The organism is Mongoliitalea lutea (genome assembly GCF_014652135.1).
GTDB lineage: Bacteria > Bacteroidota > Bacteroidia > Cytophagales > Cyclobacteriaceae > Mongoliitalea > Mongoliitalea lutea.
In genome coordinates this window covers 63,114-84,230 of sequence record NZ_BMYF01000005.1, presented here as the reverse complement: position 1 = coordinate 84,230, position 21,117 = coordinate 63,114, and the positions used below count along the sequence as shown (strand labels likewise).

Annotated in this window: 15 protein-coding genes; 3 read left to right on the top strand and 12 right to left on the bottom strand. The window is 39.6% G+C overall.

Translation table 11 applies throughout. From position 1 onward, the window contains the following. Window positions 1–45: 45 nt before the first annotated feature. Together IE080_RS05400 and IE080_RS05395 are read left to right on the top strand one after the other, a co-directional pair. On the top strand, window positions 46–1,176 hold the full coding sequence (locus IE080_RS05400) for a glycoside hydrolase family 18 protein (RefSeq protein WP_189579439.1): 1,131 nt from the start codon (window positions 46–48) through the stop codon (window positions 1,174–1,176). A gap of 180 nt (window positions 1,177–1,356) precedes the next feature. Continuing rightward, window positions 1,357–3,213, top strand: a complete 1,857-nt coding sequence (locus tag IE080_RS05395; RefSeq protein ID WP_189579438.1) for an FAD-dependent oxidoreductase — start codon at window positions 1,357–1,359, stop codon at window positions 3,211–3,213. On the opposite strand, the gene IE080_RS05390 is transcribed toward IE080_RS05395, so the two are convergent. The 11 genes from IE080_RS05390 to IE080_RS05340 all read right to left on the bottom strand — a co-directional run bounded on the left by IE080_RS05390 (window position 3,176) and on the right by IE080_RS05340 (window position 17,514). Then, window positions 3,176–4,528 (bottom strand): vanadium-dependent haloperoxidase, encoded by a 1,353-nt coding sequence (locus IE080_RS05390; RefSeq protein ID WP_229800515.1) that lies wholly within the window; start codon window positions 4,526–4,528, stop codon window positions 3,176–3,178. The genes IE080_RS05395 and IE080_RS05390 overlap by 38 nt on opposite strands. A 16-nt stretch (window positions 4,529–4,544) precedes the next feature. Further along, a complete protein-coding gene (locus IE080_RS05385) occupies window positions 4,545–7,835 on the bottom strand; it encodes a VCBS repeat-containing protein (RefSeq protein ID WP_189579436.1) in 3,291 nt (1,096 codons plus the stop codon). Window positions 7,836–7,858: 23 nt separating this feature from the next. After that, complete coding sequence (locus tag IE080_RS05380; RefSeq protein WP_189579435.1) at window positions 7,859–9,097, bottom strand: ROK family protein; 1,239 nt, start codon at window positions 9,095–9,097, stop codon at window positions 7,859–7,861. 543 nt (window positions 9,098–9,640) lie between these two features. Then, window positions 9,641–11,098 (bottom strand): DUF6600 domain-containing protein, encoded by a 1,458-nt coding sequence (locus tag IE080_RS05375; RefSeq protein ID WP_189579434.1) that lies wholly within the window; start codon window positions 11,096–11,098, stop codon window positions 9,641–9,643. A gap of 289 nt (window positions 11,099–11,387) precedes the next feature. Next, window positions 11,388–11,555, bottom strand: a complete 168-nt coding sequence (locus tag IE080_RS05370; protein ID WP_189579433.1) for a Lacal_2735 family protein — start codon at window positions 11,553–11,555, stop codon at window positions 11,388–11,390. Between the two features lie 65 nt (window positions 11,556–11,620). Next, on the bottom strand, window positions 11,621–13,186 hold the full coding sequence (locus IE080_RS05365; protein ID WP_189579432.1) for a toxin-antitoxin system YwqK family antitoxin: 1,566 nt from the start codon (window positions 13,184–13,186) through the stop codon (window positions 11,621–11,623). An 89-nt stretch (window positions 13,187–13,275) separates the two neighbouring features. Next, the gene (locus IE080_RS05360) at window positions 13,276–13,824 is read right to left on the bottom strand and encodes a hypothetical protein (protein WP_189579431.1); all 549 of its coding nucleotides are present in this window, start codon (window positions 13,822–13,824) and stop codon (window positions 13,276–13,278) included. Between the two features lies 1 nt (window position 13,825). After that, window positions 13,826–14,824, bottom strand: a complete 999-nt coding sequence (locus IE080_RS05355; protein WP_189579430.1) for a 3-oxoacyl-ACP synthase III family protein — start codon at window positions 14,822–14,824, stop codon at window positions 13,826–13,828. 111 nt (window positions 14,825–14,935) lie between these two features. Beyond that, a complete protein-coding gene (locus tag IE080_RS05350) occupies window positions 14,936–15,835 on the bottom strand; it encodes an MBL fold metallo-hydrolase (protein WP_189579429.1) in 900 nt (299 codons plus the stop codon). After that, window positions 15,835–16,533 (bottom strand): SOS response-associated peptidase, encoded by a 699-nt coding sequence (locus tag IE080_RS05345; RefSeq protein ID WP_189579428.1) that lies wholly within the window; start codon window positions 16,531–16,533, stop codon window positions 15,835–15,837. Before IE080_RS05345 ends, IE080_RS05350 begins: the two co-directional genes overlap by 1 nt. 21 nt (window positions 16,534–16,554) lie before the next feature. Beyond that, the gene (locus tag IE080_RS05340) at window positions 16,555–17,514 is read right to left on the bottom strand and encodes a YheT family hydrolase (protein ID WP_189579427.1); all 960 of its coding nucleotides are present in this window, start codon (window positions 17,512–17,514) and stop codon (window positions 16,555–16,557) included. A gap of 124 nt (window positions 17,515–17,638) precedes the next feature. On the opposite strand from IE080_RS05340, the gene IE080_RS05335 reads away from it, so the two are divergent. Then, on the top strand, window positions 17,639–19,294 hold the full coding sequence (locus tag IE080_RS05335; protein WP_189579426.1) for a pyruvate dehydrogenase complex dihydrolipoamide acetyltransferase: 1,656 nt from the start codon (window positions 17,639–17,641) through the stop codon (window positions 19,292–19,294). 102 nt (window positions 19,295–19,396) lie between these two features. Here the strand turns inward: IE080_RS05335 and IE080_RS05330 are convergent, their stop codons facing one another. Next, complete coding sequence (locus IE080_RS05330; RefSeq protein ID WP_189579425.1) at window positions 19,397–21,037, bottom strand: ABC-F family ATP-binding cassette domain-containing protein; 1,641 nt, start codon at window positions 21,035–21,037, stop codon at window positions 19,397–19,399. Window positions 21,038–21,117 lie beyond the last annotated feature (80 nt).

Sequence of the window (21,117 nt, the reverse complement as noted above, 5' to 3'; positions counted from 1 at the left end):
AAAAGGTGCCATGTGTAGTGGCACCTTTTTTTACTCCAAAATTCTATGAAAAATCTATCGATCTTATTTATTGGGTACTGTTTCTTCGTCTTGGCTTCATGTAACTCATCAACAGATTCTTTTAAAGAACCTTCCTATAAACTCATCGGATATATTGCGGGATGGAAAAACCTAGATGTTTCTACCATAGATCCCTTTGCTTTTACCCATATCAATTATGCCTTTGCAAATGTGGTAAATGGAATCGTGACAGAAGGTGAGGGGAGATTTGAGCAAGATAGCCTTAATTTACTAGCTCTAAATTCTTTAAAATCGGGTAATCCTGATTTAAAAATTTTAATTTCCATTGGTGGTTGGACTTGGTCCAAAGGGTTTTCAGATGCTGTCATTACTCCAGAAGGCAGGAAAAAATTAACAGATTCAGCCATAGAGTACTTGATAAAACATCGATTAGACGGTTTGGACTTTGATTGGGAGTATCCCGGTATTCCAGGAGATGATAACCCATACCGGGATGAAGATCGTGAGAATTTCGTTTCGATGCTACAGTCAGTAAGAACTGCCTTGGATAGTCTAGGCTACCTTCATAATAGGCATTATTTACAGACTATTGCGTCGGGTGGGTTTCAAGAATATGTTGATGCCAATAATCTAGGTGAAGCACAACAATATTTGGATTTCATCAATATCATGACCTATGATTTTACAGGAGTAGGAGCTGAAAAGACAGGGCATCATACCAATCTTAGTGCTTCAGATCCAAATATTCGCTCCACTCAAGCGGCAGTTAGGCAACATATGGAAGCAGGCGTTCCTGTCGAAAAATTAGTAATAGGTGTAGCATTTTATGGTAAAGCTTGGAAGTCTGTCAATCCAGAGAATAATGGTTTGTATCAAGATGCCGTTGGCTGGAAGAATTTTTCATTTAAAGATATGCAGCAGTTTATAACCGATGATGCATATCAGAAACTATGGGATGATGTGAGTCAAGCACCCTATTTATGGAATGTTCAAGACTCGATTTTCTTTACCTACGAAGATGAACAGTCTATACAAGCAAAAGCTGCATTTGTGAAAGAAATGGGCTTAGGTGGAATGATGTTTTGGGAGTATAATGAAGATTCGAATGAACATGCTTTGTTGAAAACAATGAATCGTTATCTGAAGCTTTATTGAATCAATTAGGATTATCAGTTTTCTATTGTGTCAATATGGATGGTTTTCATGTTTACTATTGAGGTGTTTTATCCAATTTTAAAAAGCCTTCAAATGATTGATATCTTTCATTCTCAAACCGAATTAAATATCCTCCGATTATTGGGGTAGTTTCTTTGACTAGATTAAATTCTAAAAACTATGGTTAAAAATGTATTCAGCACAGTAATGATGCTATTAGGCTCAATCTCCTTATGCATAGCTCAGGAACAAACGCAATTATTGATTATTGGGGGTGGTGCTAGCGGAGTTTCGGCAGCAATTCAGGCATCTAGGATGGGAGTTTCTACTATTGTACTGGAAGAGACGCCATGGCTTGGAGGCATGCTTACTGCGGCAGGTGTGTCTGCCATCGACGGGAATCATCGGATGCCATCAGGAATTTGGGGAGAGTTTCGGGAAAAGCTGTACAAGTATTATGGAGGAGCTGAAGCTGTTGGTACAGGCTGGGTGTCAAATACCTTATTTGAACCGTCCATAGGGAATAAGTTTTTTCAGGAATGGGCCAAAAAACAAGCCAATCTGCAAGTGATGCAAGGAGTCAAATGGGAAACTGTTCAATTTGAAAACAGTAGATGGTTAGTGACTTATGTACAAGATGGTCAGATGAAAAGTATAAAAGCTCAAATGCTTATTGACGCAACAGAACTGGGAGATATCATGGCATCTCAAGGGTATGAATATTTTGTAGGTATGGACAGCCAAGCAAGATTTGGAGAAGTTTATGCACCAGTAGAAGCAAATGATATTGTTCAAGATTTAACATATGTAGTTACCTTAAAGGATTTTGGACAGGGGGCAGATATGACGATTGCTAAGCCAGAAGGTTATGATCCAACCATTTTCGCTTGTGCCTGTGACCATGCGGACCCTACTTCTTTTGACGATCCCACCAATGATTGTAAGAAAATGCTCAATTATGGTAAACTTCCCAACGGAAAATACATGATCAACTGGCCTAATTGCGGGAATGATATTTATATGAATATCATTGAAATGACTCAGGAAGAACGCGTGGAAGCTCTTAAAGAAGCTAAGCTGCATTCCTTGCGGTTCATTTATTACATTCAACATGAATTGGGTTATAAACATTTGGGTATTGCAGATGATGAGTTTCCAACAAAAGATCAATTGCCTTTTATTCCCTATCACAGAGAATCACGCCGAACACTGGCAGAAGCAATGTTTACATTGCCCCATATATTGGAACCATTCAGACAAGATAATCCCTTGTACCGAACTGGTGTTGCCGTCGGTGATTATACCATAGATCATCACCATAAGATGAATCCGGAAGCACCGGAAATCGACTTTATTAAAATCAGAGTTCCATCCTACAATGTTCCTTTGGGAAGTTTGATTCCCAAGGGTTCTACCCATTTGATTGTAGCTGAAAAAAGCATAGGTGTTTCAAATATTGTGAATGGAGCTAGCCGCTTACAACCGGTAGTGCTTGGAATTGGTCAAGCTGCTGGAGCTTTAGCCGCCGTAGCAATACTGAACCAACAAAACCTTCAAGAGGTCGAAGTAAGGAAGGTACAGCAACACCTGCTCGATGCCAATGCTTACATTATGCCTTACATTGATGTTCAACCCTTTCATACCTACTTTCAGGCAATCCAACGAATTGGAGCTACAGGGATTTTAAAAGGCTTTGGGGTTCCTTATAAGTGGGCCAATCAAACATGGTTTTATCCTGATAAAACGCTATCCGAATATGAACTTGCAGAAGGATTGAGGCAGCTTTATCCTAAATTATCTAATTATTGGAATGCTTCTGGTGAAGCCCTTACCATGGCTTTCTTTATAGAGCTGATGCAAGAATTGGATGCTAGGCTAACGATTGATATAATCCGAAAAGGTTGGGAAAATACAGGTATGGGTCATTTTCCAACCATGAACCAGCCGTTAACCCGCATGGAAGTAGCTGTCTTAGTTGATGAGGTATTGAATCCTTTTGCTATTTCGATTGACCTGCAAGGAAGGCTTTTGAATTGATACTTTCTAAAATTGTCAGTCCAATCCTTTTTCCCTGTTTGACTCCTTCTTCTATGGCATCGCGGAAATGTATGCCTCCATATAGCCTTGAGATGGCAGCTTCCTCCGCCGCTTGATAGAAGGAGTCAAATGCTCTTTCAGGTAATCCGAAGTAAACCTCGGAAGTATCAATAAAATCAAAATTTTCTCCAAAATAAGCTGTTAAAATTTCTGCTGAGGCACTTGAAATTACGCTATGTCCACTGGTGTATTCGGGGAATGGCGGTGTTTGCAATAATGGCCTCCACTCTTGGTCAAGGTGACGTTGGATTACAGTCTCGGGCCTTACGCGGTTGGAATCATATTTTTCTTCCCAACAACTTATAAATGCATCATGTAAAGCCATGGATACTAAGGCATGTATATACAATGTTTCTTCCCAATTTAACCCTGCTTTTTCACTAGCTATTCCGGTAATACCCACCCAATGTCCTCCGGGAGAAATTTTTTTTATTCCAATGGCCATATGTCCTGAAAATTCCACCTTGAAAGGATTGCAATCCCAGAAATTGGCAATAAGCTCTTGCTCTTCGCTTAGCTTACTTGTGACCTCAAACACTTCATCTAATTGTAATTTAAATGGAGAACCTTCCGTAAGATCAAATGGTGCGGGAGGGGTAGGTTTGTACTGTTCGATGTTTTGTAGGAAAAATGGTTGAATGGTTCTCCATTCCGGTTCAACAGCAGCCATATAGGCTGGAGGCGTTGGAAACCAATATCCTTCTCCTTTTTTGGGGCTGTAACGTGTAAGTGTGCTCAACTGCCTGTATCCATCTGTTCGGGCTAATTTCAACACTTGGCTGGCAATACTTCTTGCAAAATGAATGTTTTTTTCAATTTCTTTCTTTCTTATCCATTTGTTTCCTGAAAAATATTGAATCAGATTCCCTTGCTTCTCTATTAGGAAATCACCTGAAGGCATGATCTCTTGACCAACCAATAGCATGGCATAGATCGATACAAAAGCAGGATTGATTCCTTCATGATTCAAATCTAGTGGTGTTAGTTGTCTATTGGTTATCTTAATGAGACTTTCATCCAAAGAGCCTTTGGTAGCTTGAACGTATGCCAGATGAGCTGCCAGGGTTGTGTATGCATAAAATCTCGCCGCAGCAGGAGGGGAGGCCACATCTGTCACCATTACTTCGGTAACGAAAAATAAATTATCAATAAAAAGAGTAGGGGTTACAGTTTCTTTTTGGGCCCGTACTTCTGAGGAAATACAAGTAATAACCAAAGTCAATAATAGATATAGATACTGGATTCTTTTTTGCATTTGAAAGCTAAACCTTTTACTGTAATTCATAGCTACTGACCCCTTGATTATTCAATCCAAAATAGAAAGTTTTGGGCTTAGATGGAAGTGTAAGAATAGATTTTACATCGCCTTTCAGCCAAAGTCCGGATTCCTGTTGTGGGATGTAAGAGAAATTTCCATTGCCATCCCCTTTGAATAGTTGTCCAAAATTAGCATCGATCACGCCAATTCGAAGCCTGGCGTAGGTTTGATTGCCACCAAGTAAAATATCAGGATTTCCATCGCTATCATAATCCAAAACCTGTATAGCATGAACCGGTGCAAACTGTGCTTCAATTGGAAGCGGATGCATTTCGAGTTTATCATTTTTATTCAATAAAATGACAGATCGTAATTCTGTTGCTTTTAGGCGTGAGGCACTTGCCAATTGCTCCTTGGTGAATACTTGATGAATTTCAGCTGTCGCATAGCTAGCATAGTCTGTAAACTTGCGTCTCATATCATAAAGTTGATCCAAAAGCTCGTCCCTACTTGCAAAAGGATAAACTTTACCTTGTATGTAAGAGGTAAGAATGGGGTCTAAAGAACCATTATCATCAAAGTCTTCAAAATACAAGGTTAATGGCTCTTTTGGACTAGGCTTGAAAGGACTATTGAGACCGAAATTTCCAATGATTATATCCAATTTACCATTATTGGTTAAATCTGCCAATGCTATACTTGACCACCACCCCTCACTTGGCTGATCAATATATTGAGCTGATTCTATCGAAAAAGAATTGCCTTGATTGATGAGTATTTCTATAGGCATATATTCCCCGGTAACTATCAGGTCAGGTTTATCGTCTGAATTTAAATCAATTACCGCCGCTGCCTTGACCATGCCTAGCTTTCCTTGGTTGGGTAGCCATTCTTTACTGAAGTCACTGAACTTTCCTTGACCCTCATTAATCAAAAGGTAACTTTGGGGAATAGAAGGATATCTTCCCGGCATAACTGTACCACCTACAAAAATATCCGGCCTACCGTCCTGGTTGAAGTCTGCAACAGTGACAACAGTAGTACTGGTCCTGATTTTGGGTAAGGCATCTTTATCCCATGTAAGATTGCCTTTTCCATCATTTATATAGAGGCGATCCTGAAGAGACTCATCATTGGATAGATAGTCATGATACCCGCCACTGCAAACATATAAATCTAACCATCCATCTCCATTAAAATCAGCGAAGACTGCACATGCATCCGTAAATTCAGTAGGGGCTTTATAGCTATTAATAGCTTTCCATGTTCCATCGACTAATTGAAAAATGCTTCCTGCTTTGCCTTTACTTCCACCTATGAAAACCTCTTCCTGTCCATTACCTGTTATATCTCCAGCTGCCATAACTGGGCCTACATAGGATGGCATTTCGATCAGTAAGGGTTGTCTCTTAAAGTCATTGAATCCGGATTCCTGATGTTTGTATGGAATAATTGTATTAGCAGATTCTTTGAAGATAGGTGACGCATTAGAGCTTGCGATCCAAGGTTGCAAATTTGACTGCTCAATAGTTAGAAGTTGGTTTACTTCAGTAGAACCTAATTTTTGCACTTTGCCTTCAGGCCATCTAATGAGGATGGAGTCTATCATAGTGGTACTTCCAAGTCCAAAATGTAGGCGATGAGATACACTGGATTGAAATCCTCGTGTTGGCATTTGTTCCTGTGTTTGTATTTGATCGCCTGCATATACAGTCACCAAAGCTCCAATACCTGAGCTATTGAGGGTATTCCCCTTTAATTTGATTTGTAGAAAGTTTTGTTTTGACCCCAGCTTCCTTCCTTGATTTTGATAAATAGAAGCTGCCTCGTTAATATTGTTGACAATTAAATCTAAGTAGCCATCATTGTTTAAGTCAGCATAGGCTGCTCCACTACTAAAACCAGGGCTTGCAATACCCCAATTTTTTGACTGATTTTTGAATTGTAGCCTCCCATTGTTTTCAAAAATATAATTGGGAATGGGGGTAGAACTCATGGAAGTAACCAAGTGAAGCGTATCTGCTTTTTCTCTATTGATGGCCGCTTTAAAGTAGTAATCTCCTTTATACTTGAGAAAATCCCTATTGGTATAGTCTCTGTAGTATCCATTCGTTACAAATAGATCTTTAAAACCGGAATTATTCGCATCGAAAAATAGAGCAGCCCAACTCCAGTCTGTGTTGGATATACCCGCTAGTTGCCCAATTTCAGAAAACCCCCCCATTCCTTGATTGAGATGCAACATGTTTCGCATATTTTGATGGTAAAAACCACGATTGACCATTAAAGCGTACTGTTCGTAATTTTCAGGTCCATAGAGTAGTTTTTGGCGTTTATTATCCTCGGGGAGCATGTCCAAAGTGAAAATGTCCATCAAACCATCATTATTGATGTCAGCAATGTCAAGTCCCATAGAGAAATGAGATAAATGTTGGAGCATATCTTCCATTTGATCGCTAAATGTGCCGTCACCATTATTGATGTAGATATAGTCCTGCTCTATGTAATCATTACTGACATAGATATCTAACCAGCCGTCTCCATTGAGGTCACTAGCGACAACTCCTAGGCCAAAGCCCATAGCATTGCCTTTGATGCCGGCTTCTGCTGAGATATCTACAAAAACTCCGTTGTCATTTCTAAATAATTTATCTCCTGCAAAAGGGTGTCTCACTGATCTTGCTTTATCAAATTCTATTTCATTAATCACCTCTATATGGTGATTCAGTAAAAATAAATCCAAATCACCGTCCTTGTCAAAATCGAAAAAAAGTGCTTGAGTGCTGTTGGAAGGGTCATCTAAACCATAAGCACTAGCTTCTTCTTTGAATGTTAGATCTCCCTGATTGATGAATAATTGATTCCTTCTGCTTTCGATATCCCGGTTGCCTGAGTAGCATACATAAATATCCAAAAAGCCATCACCATTGATATCGACCATTGTGACTCCTGTTGTCCAAGAGTTTTTGCCACTTACACCAGCCGATTGGGTAATGTCCTGGAATTTAAAATCGCCTTTATTCAGATAGAGTTTATTGTCCACCATGTTTCCTGTAAAAAAAATGTCTTCCAATCCATCATTGTTGATGTCTCCAACCGCTACTCCAGCCCCATTGTAAAAATATTCATATGTAAGGATGTTATTATTTTTGTTTTCAGTCAACTTATTGGAAAAAGTAACACCTGACTTCTTTGGGTTGAGTAACTCAAAAAGAGGTGGATTGATTGGGTTTGTGGTATTACCGCTACTTAATAACAGTATAATCAAAAGACTGAAGAAACGTAGGTGATTTTGGGTATTCATAGGCTAGGAAATCAATGAGGAATTCATTGAAAGAATTCCTCAAATATTTTTTCATTGACTACAGCGACTCCACCAAGTAATCCAACTTCTTTGCCAAGTTTATATAGTGTAAGTTCTGTGTTTTCTCTGGCTTTGGCCATGGAGTAAATATTAAGTGCTTGCTGAATTGGGGTCACTAAGTATTGCCTCGCTTCAGCTACAGATCCGCCAATGATAATTAATTCGGGATTCAATAATTGAATTAAAATAGAAATTCCTCTCCCTAAATCCAAGCCGGCTTCGGATAAAATAGTAATGGCTCGTTGATCTCCAGCTAGTGCAGCATCTACTACCAAGTAGGGCTCTATTTCTCCATTATTTTCACGGGTCATCCGTGCAAGGATTGAATCATGATCATATTCAATAGCTTCTTTGGCCATCCGTACAATAGCAGTACCTGATGCTACAGACTCCAGGCATCCTTTTTTACCACAAGTGCAGGTAACCTCTCTTGATTCAAAGATGGGTGAATGAGAAAATTCCCCAGCAAATCCTGATGCACCTTGGTATATTTTTCCATCAATAATGATTCCTAGACCTATGCCCCAACCGATAAAAATTCCTAGAACGTTTTTATATTGATCATTTTGACCAAATTTAAACTCAGCAAGTGTCATTGCTCTAGCATCATTTTCTAAAAAAACTTTTATTCCAAGTCGGTTTTCAAACTTTTCAACCAAGCTTTTTTGCCCAAATTTCAAATATGTGTGATTGACACCTGTAATAGAGTCAATCAATCCCGGCATAGATATTCCTGCTGCAATTATTTTCTCAGAGGGAATTCCTGCACCTTGGATATGAGTACTGATAAAGTCACATATAATCTCAAAAGTTTCTTTTTCATTATTAAGAGTTACTTTGAGTATGTCAGGTGTGGATACTTGCTGGTTGTTGCTGTTATAAATTGCTGTGCGAACTCGGAACTTATTAATGTCTACCGAAATTATATAAAAAGAATCGTCTGAAAGCTTATACAAATCCGGTTTTCTTCCACCTTGCGACTCAGCTCTACCATGTTTAATGATTTCACCAGAACTCATTAAATCACCTAACAATGAATTCACTGTTGGTAAACTGATACCTACCTCATTGCATATTTCTCCTGCAGTGTTACTTCCTTTGACATACAGGTTTTTGATCAGTTTAAGTTTGTTGAGATAACTTTTGGCTTCAACTACCCCTTCGATTTTCTCAAGTGTTTTATTTGGATTTTTTAAGTTCATAAGTAAAAGATTCTAAACAAATATGAGAAATTTTCAAAGATTAGCAATTGCCTTTTTTAAAAAAATTAGTGATTACCAAAAAATTAAAGAGGTTTATATTCTAATTTGTTTAGGATGGATGATTTAGGTTGATTTTTTTCAAAAACAGGAAAAATTGTCTTAAAAAGAAACAAAAAACATTTCATAGTAAGTTAATTTAATTGGTTTTTCTACTTCTAATCAAATTGTCATGAATGCAGTAGTTATAAAATATAAGATACATCAAGAGTGTCTTTTTTTGTCCAAATACGAGCCCAAGTCGTGGGATTTGAACTTTTTGTGATCCCAGAAGAAATCATATCATTGGGAACAGGTGAAAGATATCAGTTAATCGGAATAGATGGTTCGTAGTAGTAGTAGTAGTAGTAAAGATTTGGAAAAATGTTGACATCCATAATCCCTTAGATGAAGATAACATTTCCATGGTTCAGAATGATTTCAATGGACATAAAAAAAGGCCCTCGGGCCTTTTTTGGTTTTTATAGGGTAGTTAAGTTGGTTTTTTTAGTTGTTGCCTCTGTTTCTAGAGGAGCTATTGCTAGAAGATCTAGTGCCGCTAGAGGAGCTACTACTATTTCTACTAGGTGCAACACTTGGTTTAGCAGCACTTGAAGATCCACTGTTTCTGCTAGGAGCAACGGTTTGCTTGCTTGCATTCGAAGACCTGTTGTTTGTCGATCTTGGTGCGCTTACTTGACCAGAGCTTCTCTGATTATTAGATGGAGCCTTCACAGTCTGGTTTCTACTGGAAGCTGGAGCATTTGCTTTTGGCGCAGCACTCTGACTTCTGTTAACTGTTGCAGACTGATTGTTCCCGGAAGTTCTAGCAGGAGCGTTTCTCACTGCCGGTGCTGAGGAGTTTCTTGTAGTATTGTTGTCCCTCACTGCCGGAGCAGATGTTGCATTTCTACTAGCAGGAGCATTGGATCTCACACCTTCGCTTCTATTTTGGCCACCAGTGTTCACAGTTGCGCCTCTTGAAGGATTAGTATTTCCAGAAGCACCTCTATTTATTTCATTTGCTCTAGTATTCCCAGTTGGTGCACTCGCTCTCGAAGGAGTTTGAGAGGATCCTACCTGACCATTTCTGGAATTCCCGTTCACTTCTGTTCCTCGGTTAGCAGGAGCGACAGCCCTTCCTTGATTAGAAGCAGCAGCTCTAGTTGCATTACGGCTTCTAAATTCTTCTTGACTGTAAGCAGTAGCTGGTCTGACAACTTCTCTGTTGTTTCTGTCAGATTGGATCTGAGGCCTATACATTTCCACGGCATTGCTTCGTACTACTGCTCTGCCTGGCCTATTGCTTTCTCTTACCGAGTAGACAGGAACTCTACTGTTGGTTACTCGCTCAATTTCTCTTCTTGAAGGACCAGTATAGAAGGTGTTGTTATTGATTACAGTCGTGTTATTGATGATTGTAGTCTGATTGAACACATTCACAGTCCTGTGATGTGGGATGAAATACCGGTTGAAGTGTCTATGTCTGAACCTTCTTTGAGGAATAAATACCCAGTGTGCACTTGGTATTCCAAAACCTACGTTGACATGAAGTCCAGGGCCTAGTGGTGCCCATCCGTAGAAACCTCCTCCACTTCTCCAGCTTACCCAAGCAGGTCCCCACTGATAGCCAGGTACCCATGCCCATCCATAGAAATCAGACCAAAACCATCTTCCATAGTGGAAAGGAGCCCAGCCCCAAGAGAAATCTGATACCCAAGTATTTCCGAAGGATGTCATAACCCATCTGCCATGAGAGGCATAAGGGTGAAAATGAGCATCTACGTAAGGAACCCAAACATAACCATGGGTAGGATCCATTACCCAGTCACCAAATGGACTTAACTCATTGTAGAAAACCTGAAAGCTTACTCCAAAAGGAGGAGAGGCAGATGCCTGATGAGGAAGCATGTTGGCTATGCCGATCATCAAGACTATTACGAATATTTTGACTGACCTTTTCATAACAGTATTGGTTTAGTATACTTTTGATTGGTTTTACGTCCAATTTTGACTGAAAGTTTTGAATTTACTAAAAAAACATAATTTTGATTTTGTTTAAAAAATTATTTGAAGAATAAAAATTTAATAAATATGTAAAAAGCAAATTATATTTTGAGGCTTAATTCTTAGCTCAAGATTTAATATTTACAAATACTTTGCCATACTACTAATTATGGAGAATGAAACACATTGCTTTATTATAAACTGCTGAAAATAAAGGGAATAAAAAAAGCCGATTTACCGGCTTTTTTTATTTTTTCAATGCATCAATTTTTTTTGCTATCTCCTCTGCTTCTGCCATTAATTTATCGGCAGCAGCACGGTTGGAGTGGGAGATTTTATGCGATTTCTCTAGCAGGGACTTATACTCATCCTGCAATTTTTCAACTTCTGATTTCTTTTTGAATAGTCCAAACATAGCCTTTTTTGTTATCATAACGACTGTATGGACTATTTGTTTGAGGGATTCTAGCCTATGACTGATTAAAAGCCATCCGAAGGATCAGGTACGATTTCATCATCTTTAAAGTTGATGATTTGTTCCAATCTGCCGGCAATGTTGAAATATCTCCAAGGTCCTTCTTTTTTCCCATCTTTCATTTGGCCTTCTGAAGCTTTACGTCCATTTTCGTGGAAATAAACCCAAGTGCCATCTGCCTTTCCATTTACATACATTCCCTCAGATTCTTTAGTTCCTGAGGTGTAATAGGTGATTCTAGACCCATTACCATCACTCAAAGTGCCTTTGTCATAAGTAGTGCTTCCGTCATATGAAAAGTACTCACCAACATTCATCAGTCTTCCGTTGTCCCAGAATTCTTCTTGTGTCAACTGTTTGTTGTCGTAGAATAATCCCCAAACACCATTTTCAAAGCCAAGGAAGTAAGTTCCTACGGATTTTAACTGCCCCCCATCATAGTAATAAAACCATTGTCCGTTTTCGGAACCTAAAGAGTACTCTCCTTCTGCAATTAAGATTCCTATTTTATTGAAATATTTCCAGAGACCTGTTTTAAGGTCATTTCTGTACTCACCAGCTGAGTAAACCGTCCCTTCTGGAAAATAGCTTATCCAAAGACCATCCTTGGCCCCATTACTATATTGTCCTTTGACAGAAATTTTCCCATTTGCATGGTTTTCTATATATTCTCCAACTGGAACACCAATTGAATAAATCATTCGCTTGGAAAGTCTTCGGTTAGGAAAAAACTCTTCCCAAGTTCCGGTAGGTAAATCGTTTTCGTAGCGTTCTATCCGGGCTGTCCTACCATTTTCATAGAAGAATTTCCATTCTCCAGTTCTATTTCCTCTATTATCAAAGAATTGTCTGGATTCAACAGACTTAGTGCCAGGAAAATAGCTTATCCATTCACCGATTTTTTTTCCATTATCGTAAGTCCCTTTTTCAGCGACTAATCGAGCGCCTGCAAATCGTGTGTAAGGTCCATGAGGTTCCCCATTACGATAATCAACTTCTACCATTATATCTCCTTGCGGAAAGAATTCACGATAAGGCCCATCTCTTCTTCCATCTTTGTAAATCTCTCGAGAAAGTAGCTCACCTGTATCGTAAAAACTTACCCACTGACCTTCCCGCTTTCCATTTTGATATTGACCTTCTAATTTGACTTGTCGAGGGTTAAGCCAACTGAAATTACCATCCCTTCCAAAATACTCCTTGTAGCTTCCCACAGGGATTGAGTCAGCAAAAGACATTTCTAAAATCAATGCTCCTGTACTATCAAATTCTCTATAGCTACCATTCAGTTTGTTGTTTCTATATTGTCTTTCTGAGCGCTTGACATTTCCCGCTTGAAAGGTTGTCAAAAGCCCCTCTCTAATGCCCGCTTCAAAATTGATTGTTTGGATCAACTGACGTGTTCTGGGATTTTCAAATCTCCACAGGCCTTCCATTAAGCCATTCCTCAAAATGCCTGTGCCGACTAATGTAGAATCACTGTTAAATATACTGACTACATTAGGGTTATTTTGAGCAAACGTGGCGGTTGCGATATTCAGCAGAAAGAAAGCAACAAAAATATATCTCATAAGAAGTTGGTCAGGATTCAATTATATAGGTACGAATATATTCAATATGCGGTTGTAAATTAGTTCAATTTGAAGAAAAAAGGAAAACATTACCATGTATATTCCATAATTCTGTCAATTTCTTTGGAAAGGGCTGTTCGAAGGAGGTCCACATCATCAGGAAGTGCTATTTTCTTAAAAATTTGTAAGCGTTTTTCAGAAGAAAACTTGTCTTTTGGAAGGGTTGTTCTAGGTTTTGAAAGAATCAATTGTTCATAATCCCAAGGATTCAGTCCCGTGAAAATAGTATAATCACATGGATTACTTTCACCGAATAAAGCTAACTGCTGGTTTCTTTGTTTACCAGCCAATATAATCAAAAAAAGACCGTGACCCCACCAATTGAGTATTCGGATGTTAAAACCGGATTCTTCATCAAAATCTCTGACAATATCCAATACTTGATAAGGACAGCCCAATAATTGCAGCCCCTTTGTTACCTTACAACCTTTGGAGGAGGGAAAGATTTTTACAAGCTCTTGCTGAGTGTAGGTATTGGATATTTCTGTAAATAGATCTAAAAATAAAGTCGTTTGTTGGTTGATTTCATGCCAAAGCGACTGGTCCTCCAACAAACGACGGTTGATTGTATGATTCATATTACCATCTCAATAAAGCAGAAGCCCATGCAAAACCACTTCCAAAGGCTGCCAAACAAATTAGATCGCCTTCTTTAATCCTTCCTTGCTCCCAAGCTTCGGACAAAGCAATTGGGATGGTTCCGGCAGTTGTATTGCCCAAGTACATAATATTATTGAAAACCTTCTCATCAGGTAAGCCCATTTTTTGTTGAATGTAATTACTGATACGAAGGTTTGCTTGGTGAGGTACCAAGAGATCGATTTCAGATTTATTAACGCCATTGGCTTCCAAGGCTTCATTGATGACTTCAACGAAACGCACTACCGCATGCTTGAATACGGTGTTTCCATTCATTTTCAAGAAGAAATCACCTCTTTCAATCAATTCCTGGGAAATCCTTACGGGTTGGCTTGAGCTTGGAGCTATGCAATACAATTCCTCTGCATAATCTCCATCAGCATGTAAATGGGTGGACATGATGCCCGGCATATCAGGTTCTACAGCAGATAATACCACGGCACCGGCTCCATCTGCAAAAATGACGGCACTTGACCGGCCTTCATCACTTTTATCCAAAGCAGAAGACTGGATTTCAGCTCCCACCACCAGGATGTTTTTGTACATGCCTGTTTTGATAAACTGATCTGCTACTGAAAGCCCATAAATAAAACCGGAACAAGCATTTCGGATATCAAGGGCGCCGATACCATGCATCCCAAGCTCTCGCTGAAGCAATACTCCATTGCCCGGAAGGAAATAATCAGCAGTAATGGTAGCAAACACTATGAAATCAATGTCTTTAGCTGTTAAACCGGCACGCTCAAGAGCCATCTTGGATGCAGCAGCAGACATGCTAGTAACAGTATCTTTTCCAGGAGTAAACCAACGTCTTTCCTGAATACCAGTTCGCTCTAGGATCCAATCATTATTGGTGTTCATGATAGAGGAAAGGTAGTCGTTGGTGATGATGTTTTCAGGTACATAGTGACCTGTACCTGTTATTCTGGATTTTTTCATGGAAAATAATTTTGGTTAAACTTGGGCTTAGCACTCTGTTGACTAGGCAAATATCCAATGTTTGGATGGGAATACCAAAACTAGAAAATCCTGTAAATGTTCTGAGTAAGTTTAAATCCTTCCCTGACTTTTCAATTTCCAATAGCGTAGCAAACCAGCAACAGACATCCAGCTCGGGTTGGCGTATTCATATACCTGGATTAACGCATCAGAGCAGTTTTGGGAAGTGAGCTGATCTCGCGTGTAGGTCCTAAATAACTTGGTGGCCTCATCTACAGCTGTTTGTTCTTCAAAACGAATTTTCATCCAACCAGCCCAGTCATCCAGGATAGCTTCTAAGGAGTTCATGTGACTTACAGGCTCATGAATGATTCCAAAATGGGTAAGAAAAAATTGCTTAGGATGATGCGATAGGATTTTTTGTATAGAGTTTTTCCAGTCTTCGATGTGAATATCTGGAGGAGGGCAAGGAGGAACAACGGGGCCACCATTAATTTTAACACCTGCTACGTCACCTGTGAAAATGATTTCCCCTAATTTCCATGCGATATGATGTACTGCATGCCCGGCACTGTGAATAGCCTCTAATGTTAGTTCTCCAAGTCGGAATTGCTGACCATCTGCTACCGACACCAAATTTCCCTCTGCGATAGGCTGCATGCTTCCCCAAAGACGCTCCATATCCTCTCCATAAATCATCGCAGCAGAGTTCCAGAGTTTTTCAGGGCTTGCTAAATGTGGTAAACCGGCTGGATGAACATATATTTTAGCACCTAATTCTACAAATTTCCAAGCAGCTCCCGCGTGGTCAAAGTGGATGTGTGATAAGAACACATGTTTTATGTCGGATACTTCAAATCCGAGGGCTTCAATGCCATTTTTGAGTTGCTGAAATGTGCTTTCAGGTCCAGTTTCTATTAAAATGGGTCCAGCCGAACTTTCGATCAAAAAGCAAGCAATGGCTTCGGAGGTTTCAAGAAATTGAAGGTCTATTGTATGTATAGTAGGCATTATCCAAAGAGGGTATAGTTTCCAAATTGATCCATAGGAGAAGTTTTTCGAATGATGGCAGGGCTGTCATTATGAACAGAGTTCACTAAAGGAGAAACGGTGTGTGAAATCATCAATTCGGGATTGTACGCTTGTAAAAGGTCTAGCAAGGTTTCTTCTGAGCTGTAGGTGTCCAGCCATTTTTTTTCATCTTCTTTTTTCAAAATCACAGGCATGCGGTCATGTATTTCACCAATCACTGAATTAGGTTGGGTAGTAAGGATTAAAAACGTGTGATTATTTTCTCCCTTTTCATTCTCATATTCTTCCCAAATTCCAGCAAACGCAAAAGCTTCATCATTTTCCAAGGCGAATCGGTAAGGAATTTTAGTCTTTTTACCAACCCGTTTCCATTCGAAAAAGCAATCAGCGGGTACTAAGCAGCGCCTTTGTTTGAAGGCTGATTTAAAAGATACTTTTTGATGAACTGTTTCTGCACGGGCATTGATAAAGTTGATAGATACAGGTTTGTTTTTCGCAAATTCAGGCGTCAATCCCCAGTAGAAGAATGAAAATCCTTTGGGGCTATCCGAAGTGATGACAGGCACGAGTTGGGAGGGCGCTATGTTGTATCGGGGATTGAAATCTCCGAGCATTTCTGCCTGAAATCGTTCTTCAAGTTCTATCTTACTTTTACTGAGTGAGTATCTGCCGCACATAGCTGTATTTTTTTTAGAAAATTAAGGTTCATATCTGATAAATTCAAATGCTCTTTTCTCCGACCAATAAATGTCTTTGCTTTCCCTTGGAGTAAAGCCCACATGCCCTCCCAGCTTTGGGAACTCCATCCAAACAGCATCCAAACTACGTCCTACAGAAATAGGGAAGCATTTATCAGTCAAAAAAGGATCATTTTGTGCATTTAAAACTAGTGTGGGTACTTCGATGCCCTCTAAAAAATACAAAGACGAACACTGCTCGTAGTAATCATGTGCATCTTTAAATCCATGAAGTGGACCTGTGTAACTATCGTCAAAGTCTTTCAGTGTTTTAATTTTTCGAAGTGTTCCCAGGGGGATTTCCTCAGGGAATAATTTGGCTTTTATAGTAACTTTTTCTTTTAAGGTTTTCAAAAATCGCTTGGCATAGACGATATTTTCTCCTGAAGAAATTTTGAGACAAGAGCTTTCCAAGTGCAAAGGAACAGAGATGGCTACCCCTTTTTTAATTTTTGGAAGCCTATTTCTTTTTTCTCCCAAATACTTCAAGGTAAGGTTCCCTCCAAGACTAAAACCTATTAAATGAATGTTTTGGTACCCTGGTGCAGCATGATTAACCACTGTGTCCAAGTCATAAGTGGCGCCAGAGTGGTAAAAAATAGGCTTGGAATTTAATTCCTCTCCGCAACCACGGAAGTTCCAGGTAAGTACATCAAACCCGTTTGCGTAAAATTGTCGGGCCATACCGGTCATGTAGGGACGTTGGCTATTTCCTTCCAGTCCATGACTGATGATAACCAGATCCTCAGAGTTGTTTTTCAGCCAATCAAGGTCTAGAAAATCCCCATCAGGGGTTGTAATGCGCTCTCTTTCAAAGGGCAGCGGGATGCTCGGGCGAAAGAGAGAGGGGATGATTGTCTGTAAATGACCATTGAAAAGCCACTTAGGAGATTCGTATTCTGTATTTTTACTTAAGGGCATTTGGGAACAATTCTGCTGTTTTCATGCTTTACAATCCTGAAAATAATATTATAAATTTGAATAAAGACATTTTAACAACTATTTTTGGACTCCTTAAAATTTGGACTAGGAATCTATTAAACTTATGGCCGAGATAATTAGAATGCCCAAAATGAGCGATACCATGGAAGAAGGGGTAATCGCAGCGTGGTTGAAAAAAGTAGGTGATACTGTTAAGCCTGGAGATATTCTAGCAGAAGTGGAGACCGATAAGGCGACCATGGAATTGGAATCTTATGATGAAGGTGTGCTATTGCACATTGGTGTGGAGGAGAAAGGTGCAGTACCAGTTAACGGTGTCATTGCGATCATTGGGGAAAAAGGTGAAAACATAGATGCTTTGCTAAAGGAGATTGCCTCTGGTGATGCTCCTGCTGCTAAAGCTGAAGATACTAAAGAAGAAGCTGCTCCATCAAAAGCTGCCGAAGAAAAACCAAAACTAGCAGAGAAAATTGATACTTCAGGTATCAATGCCACTGTTATCACCATGCCTAAAATGAGTGATACCATGACTGATGGTACTATCGCGAGTTGGTTGAAAAAAGTAGGTGATGATGTTAAATCCGGTGATATCATCGCAGAAGTGGAGACCGATAAGGCGACCATGGAATTGGAGTCTTATGAAGACGGTACATTGCTATATATCGGAGTCGATGCAGGGAATTCAGTACCTGTAGATGGTGTCATTGCAATCATCGGTGAAAAAGGTGCTGATTATCAAACGTTGCTTAAAGCACATGAAGCCAAGACTGCTGATGAGCCTGAAGCTGTGACTGAATCTGCTCCTGCTGCTAAAGATGAGCCAAAAGAAGAGCCTAAGACTTCAACCGCTACCTCATCTGCTCCAGCAGCAGCTGCAACTGATAATGGTGAGCGCGTAAAAGCCTCTCCATTGGCAAAACGCTTAGCTGAGGAAAAAGGAATCGACATCCGTCAGGTGAAAGGTTCAGGAGAAGGAGGAAGAATCATCAAAAGAGATGTAGAAACCTTTACTCCAGCTGCTGCTCAGCCAGTACCGGCACAAGCAACAGCTAGCGGTTCTGCGCCTGCTTTGGGTCAAGAGTCCTTCCGTGAAGAGAAAGTATCTCAAATGCGTAAGGTGATTGCAAAGCGCTTGGCTGAAAGTAAATTTACAGCTCCTCACTTCTACTTGACCATGGAAATCAACATGGATAAGGCAATCGAAGCGAGAAAGAGCATGAATGAGATATCCCCAGTGAAAATTTCTTTCAATGATATGGTGATCAAAGCAGCAGCAGCTGCCCTGCGTCAGCATCCAAAAGTAAATTCTTCTTGGTTAGGTGATAAAATCCGTTACAATGACCACATCCATATCGGTATGGCTGTAGCAGTGGAAGAAGGCTTATTGGTACCTGTAATCAGGTTTGCTGACTCTAAGTCACTCTCTCAAATCTCCAATGAAGCGAAAACGCTAGGTGGAAAGGCAAAAAATAAAGAATTGCAACCAAAAGATTGGGAAGGAAACACGTTCACCATATCTAACTTGGGAATGTTTGGTATCGATGAGTTTACCGCAATTATCAACCCACCGGATGCTTGTATCCTTGCAGTAGGAGGCATCAAGGAAACAGTGGTTGTGAAGAATGGTCAAATGCAAATCGGTAACGTGATGAAAGTAACACTTTCCTGTGACCATAGAGTTGTGGATGGAGCCGTAGGTTCCGCATTCTTGCAGACCTTGAAAGGTTTGTTGGAAGATCCAGTAAGAATTTTAATTTAATTGAAGAACAAGAAAAAAGTCCCGAATTTTTGGGACTTTTTTTTTGTTAATCTATCGAATTAAAAAGGGGAGTAGCAGTTTTTAAGAGGTTAGTCTAAAAGTTTAGTTTTGCTTTCTTTCTACCTCCCTAAGATTTTCTAGTTTTTTGTTTCTCAGGAACCCATTGATGTCTTCAAAGTGCTCTTTGATACGTTTGTTGCCAAATTCGAATACTTTCGTAGCAAGGCCATCTAAGAAATCTCGATCATGGGAAACTAATATCAAGGTGCCATCAAAATCTTTTAAAGCATCTTTGATAATATCTTTAGTGCGCATATCTAAGTGATTGGTAGGTTCATCAAGAATTAATAGGTTTACTGGTTCCAGCAACAATTTGATCATAGCCAAGCGGGTTTTCTCACCGCCCGACAAGACTTTCACTTTTTTGTTGATATCGTCGCCTTTAAACATAAAAGCACCCAATAAATCTTTTATTTTACTTCGTATTTCACCAACTGCAATTTGATCAATAGTTTCAAATATGGTAAGATTCTCATCTAATTGGGAGGCTTGATTTTGTGCGAAGTAGCCAATCATGGAATTGTGTCCTAATTCGCATTTACCATTATAGTCTATTTCACCCATGATAGCTTTGATCATGGTGGATTTACCTTCCCCGTTTTTACCCACGAAAGCTACTTTTTCTCCCCGCTCTATGGTCATGGAAGCATCTTTGAAGACTACATGGTCTCCGTAAGATTTAGAGAGTTCTTCTACAATGACTGGATATTTACCTGACCGTGGAGAAGGAGGGAAGCGTAGGCGAAGGGCTGAAGTATCTACTTCATCAACCTCAACTAACTCCAGCTTTTCAAGCATTTTTACGCGTGATTGAACTTGTAAGGTTTTGGAATAAGTGCCTTTGAAACGCTCGATGAATTGTTGGGTTTCGGCAATCATTTTTTGTTGCTCTTCATAGTGCTTTTGCTGTTGTTCTCTGCGTTCTTTTCTTAGTTCTAAGTAGTGGCTGTATTTTGCCTTATAATCATAAATTCGGCCCATTGTTACCTCAATGGTACGATTGGTGATATTGTCTACAAAAGCCCTATCGTGAGAAATTACCACTACTGCTTTGGCTTTTTCTTTTAAAAACTCCTCTAACCATTGAATGGACTCTATGTCCAGATGGTTGGTAGGCTCATCTAATAAAATCAAGTCAGGCTTCTGCAAAAGGATTTTTGCCAATTCTATTCGCATTCTCCAACCCCCTGAAAACTCTGAGGTAGGTCTTTGAAAATCTGCACGCTCAAAACCAAGGCCTAGTAAGACCTTTTCCACTTCTTCTTCATAGTTGACTTCTTCAATAGAATAGAATTTTTCAGATACTTCCGAAACTCGCTCAATTATTTTATAATAGTCCTCAGAATCGTAATCCGTACGCACAGTCAACTCCTCATTTAGCCGATCAATTTCTTCTTTTAAGCTAAGATAGGATGCGAATGCTTTGGAAGTTTCTTCAAATACGGTACTATTATCATCAGTTAGTAAATGCTGCGGAAGGTAAGCGATTATCGCATCTTTTGGGGCAGAAACACCTCCCTTGGAAGGTTTGGATACACCTGCAATGATTTTTAGCATGGTAGATTTTCCAGCACCATTTTTCCCCATCAAGGCGATTTTATCTGTTGGGTTGATAGAAAAAGAGATATCACTGAACAAGGCATGTCCACCGTGAATGACTGAAATATTATCGACTGAGATCATGTGTGAATTTTTTCAGCACCAAAGTTAAGAGGATTCGGAGCTTGATCCGAATATATTTTTGCGATACATTTAATAGAGAT

Coding starts and splice junctions, on each gene's coding strand:
- IE080_RS05400 (WP_189579439.1), top strand. CDS start 46: ATGAAAAATCTATCGATCTTATTTATTGGGTACTGTTTCTTCGTCTTG.
- IE080_RS05395 (WP_189579438.1), top strand. CDS start 1,357: ATGGTTAAAAATGTATTCAGCACAGTAATGATGCTATTAGGCTCAATC.
- IE080_RS05390 (WP_229800515.1), bottom strand. CDS start 4,528: ATGCAAAAAAGAATCCAGTATCTATATCTATTATTGACTTTGGTTATT.
- IE080_RS05385 (WP_189579436.1), bottom strand. CDS start 7,835: ATGAATACCCAAAATCACCTACGTTTCTTCAGTCTTTTGATTATACTG.
- IE080_RS05380 (WP_189579435.1), bottom strand. CDS start 9,097: ATGAACTTAAAAAATCCAAATAAAACACTTGAGAAAATCGAAGGGGTA.
- IE080_RS05375 (WP_189579434.1), bottom strand. CDS start 11,098: ATGAAAAGGTCAGTCAAAATATTCGTAATAGTCTTGATGATCGGCATA.
- IE080_RS05370 (WP_189579433.1), bottom strand. CDS start 11,555: ATGTTTGGACTATTCAAAAAGAAATCAGAAGTTGAAAAATTGCAGGAT.
- IE080_RS05365 (WP_189579432.1), bottom strand. CDS start 13,186: ATGAGATATATTTTTGTTGCTTTCTTTCTGCTGAATATCGCAACCGCC.
- IE080_RS05360 (WP_189579431.1), bottom strand. CDS start 13,824: ATGAATCATACAATCAACCGTCGTTTGTTGGAGGACCAGTCGCTTTGG.
- IE080_RS05355 (WP_189579430.1), bottom strand. CDS start 14,824: ATGAAAAAATCCAGAATAACAGGTACAGGTCACTATGTACCTGAAAAC.
- IE080_RS05350 (WP_189579429.1), bottom strand. CDS start 15,835: ATGCCTACTATACATACAATAGACCTTCAATTTCTTGAAACCTCCGAA.
- IE080_RS05345 (WP_189579428.1), bottom strand. CDS start 16,533: ATGTGCGGCAGATACTCACTCAGTAAAAGTAAGATAGAACTTGAAGAA.
- IE080_RS05340 (WP_189579427.1), bottom strand. CDS start 17,514: ATGCCCTTAAGTAAAAATACAGAATACGAATCTCCTAAGTGGCTTTTC.
- IE080_RS05335 (WP_189579426.1), top strand. CDS start 17,639: ATGGCCGAGATAATTAGAATGCCCAAAATGAGCGATACCATGGAAGAA.
- IE080_RS05330 (WP_189579425.1), bottom strand. CDS start 21,037: ATGATCTCAGTCGATAATATTTCAGTCATTCACGGTGGACATGCCTTG.